Genomic DNA, 2332 nt, shown 5'->3' on the forward strand with positions numbered 1-2332 from the left:
GGGAAACCTTCTCATCCTGATTGACGCATTTTCTCACCTTGATTGTCGCGCGGCAGACTTTGGTGGCCTCGGTCCGACCCACGGTTTCCAGGGTCCGCTGGATCAGAGTAGTGATATCGGTCTCGGCCCTGGTGACGCCACCAAAGACTTGGCGGCCACCCGTCTCCGTTTCGATGTTGCCGACGCGGACCTTCAAGTGCCGTTCGCCGTCTTCGCAGCTCCGTACAAAGATTGCGTCCAAGCTCATCGCGATTGCCGCGGCAGCGATCGGCGGCTTCTCCGCCGCCGCATCGCTGAGCTGCTTGCCGATATGTAGCGTATGGCGGCGCAGTGTCTCGGAGCTCTTCCCGGTGTCGATCCGCAACAGATGCTGCAGCACGTCAGCCGCAACCCGATACGGCCTCAGCGCGGACAGCCGGGCTTGCAGTTGATCCAGCTCAGGTGTCGCCGGCAGTGCGATGGCCAACTGACGCCAGTCTCGTCACAACCGCAGCCAGCACATGCCAATCGGGGAAGCTTCACCCTGACCTCGCCGAACAGCGTCGCGATCCGATGCGGCCGCCAACCCTTCGCGTGGTACATCCCGCCGCATGACCGACGGTCTGGCCGAAACAGCCCGTGGTGGTCGGCCTGCGCGGCAGCCACCTCCTGCTGAACTTGCGACAACAGCTGCTTCGCTTCGGCCAACGTCAAACCCAAGTTGGCGATCTCACGAAGACCATCAAGCCGTGTGATCGCCATCACGTCGACACTTCGAGACTGACCATCAATGCCCGTTCCAGTCAAACGCAGCGTCCACTCCATCCGCGAGTCCCCAGCCGGCAACATACCCGACCGGTCGTATCGCTCTGTTTATCATCCCCAATCAATGGACGGTCCCAAAGTCATCACACTGATCGGCGCCCTGTCGCGCAAGCCCACAACGGTCGAGGTGTCGATGCTGTCCAGCAGTTTGCGCGCCTGGAGGATCTAAACACGGTGATCGAAGCTATGCGTGCGCAGCCTTGGGTTGATCCGCGACGTATCATCCTTGTTGGCTGGTCACGAGGAGGATTTCTCTCAGTCGAATATGCCGCGCGACATCCAGGCGACATTGCTGGCGCCGTGAATTTCTCCGGGGGCTGGTGGCCCGGCCGCGGGTCGTCTGCGGAGGAGAACAGCGGGCTGCTTGCTGCTGCTGGAAAGAGCAGAGGCATGGCAGCGGAGCTTTGACTTTATGCCGAGAATGACAGCTATTACACGCTCCCCTATGCTCGGAAGATCTTCGGTGCCTTCTCCGCGAATGGCGGCGTTGGCGAATTCATTCCATTTGAGAACATACATATCGGTAACGGCCACGCGCTGTTCGAGCATGTTGACCTGTGGAAAGCGGCGGTTGCGGCCTATCTGCGCCGAATCGAGTCGGGCCAGACGCAGCAATGACCCAACCTAGAAGCGCATCTGATACACTATTGCTAATTCCGTATCAGGGATGCGCCGGCGTCCCCCCGCCCTGCCCCGCTTTCTGTGGACACCCGGCCGCCAAGCGGGCAACGACCCCGCCGCCTGTTACGGAACTCCTATGAACGGTATCAAACAGCCTTCCCCGATCCAGAAGCCTGCCCTTCTCTCCGGATCGCCTGGCGTCGGCAAGTCCGGGGTAGTTGTGCAGGTTGCCGGCCTCCCGTTTGAGGCCGAGTTATCCGAACTCGCTCCGCCGTTGGCCCAATGCGCTGCACCACTTTCGGGAGAGGTCCTGTTTGAGTGCCGTCTCACTGCCACCGGACCGGAGCTGAATCAAAACCCCTCATCGTACCAGACTGAGACGGTGACCGATGGTACTTTCTGTCCTCCGGCATCAACCGTTACAAAGTTGGTCTCGCTAATCCGAATGATCGGCGGGGTCGGCAACTGCCCCAACCAAATATTCACAGCTTGCTGAACTCCAGCGTCGCTGACTCCGCGGAACAGTTTGAATCTCATGCCAAATGTCCTTGACCTCGATGAGATGACCGGGCGCGCGTTGGTCACGCGCCCTCGATGACAATAATCCTGCACTATGGGTACCGGCGAGCCCCGTTTCGTCTCCTTCATCGCGGGAAAATTGCCCTTCGATCGCTATAGCACCCCAACCGCAATACGTCGTCGTATCCCGGGGCAATCCTAGCGGGTTCTGTTGCAGCTTTTCGTCGCGATCGGGGCCGGGTAGAAGTCGTGCCATGGGGAAACAGCGACAAGCGGCGCAGGTGCGGCAGGATAAATCCTTCAAGGGCCGGCAATTCGCCGCGGAGGTGATCCTGTGGGCAGTCCACTGGTATCTGATGTTCCCCGTCAGTTACCGCGATCTCGAGCT

Annotated in this window: 3 protein-coding genes and 1 pseudogene; 1 reads left to right on the plus strand and 3 read right to left on the minus strand. The window is 60.1% G+C overall.

Annotated elements, in window-relative coordinates; all coding sequences use genetic code 11:
• Together GSQ89_RS36065 and GSQ89_RS39660 are read right to left on the minus strand one after the other, a co-directional pair.
• Window positions 1-466 (minus strand): annotated as a pseudogene (locus GSQ89_RS36065) (hypothetical protein); the annotation flags it as partial.
• Window positions 403-804 carry a hypothetical protein gene (locus tag GSQ89_RS39660; RefSeq protein WP_254073550.1) on the minus strand — a complete coding sequence of 134 codons (402 nt, stop codon included), beginning with the start codon at window positions 802-804 and terminating at the stop codon, window positions 403-405. The gene GSQ89_RS39660 and the pseudogene GSQ89_RS36065, both read right to left, overlap by 64 nt.
• A gap of 186 nt (window positions 805-990) precedes the next feature.
• Between GSQ89_RS39660 and GSQ89_RS40455 the strand changes: the two genes are divergently transcribed.
• Complete coding sequence (locus GSQ89_RS40455) at window positions 991-1212, plus strand: alpha/beta hydrolase family protein (RefSeq protein ID WP_371734337.1); 222 nt, start codon at window positions 991-993, stop codon at window positions 1210-1212.
• A 564-nt stretch (window positions 1213-1776) separates the two neighbouring features.
• Here GSQ89_RS40455 and GSQ89_RS36075 read toward each other — a convergent pair.
• Entirely contained in the window at window positions 1777-1962 is a 186-nt protein-coding gene (locus GSQ89_RS36075) for a hypothetical protein (protein ID WP_158932948.1), read from the minus strand.
• Window positions 1963-2332 lie beyond the last annotated feature (370 nt).

It is taken from the genome of Acidisphaera sp. S103 (assembly GCF_009765975.1).
GTDB lineage: Bacteria > Pseudomonadota > Alphaproteobacteria > Acetobacterales > Acetobacteraceae > Rhodopila.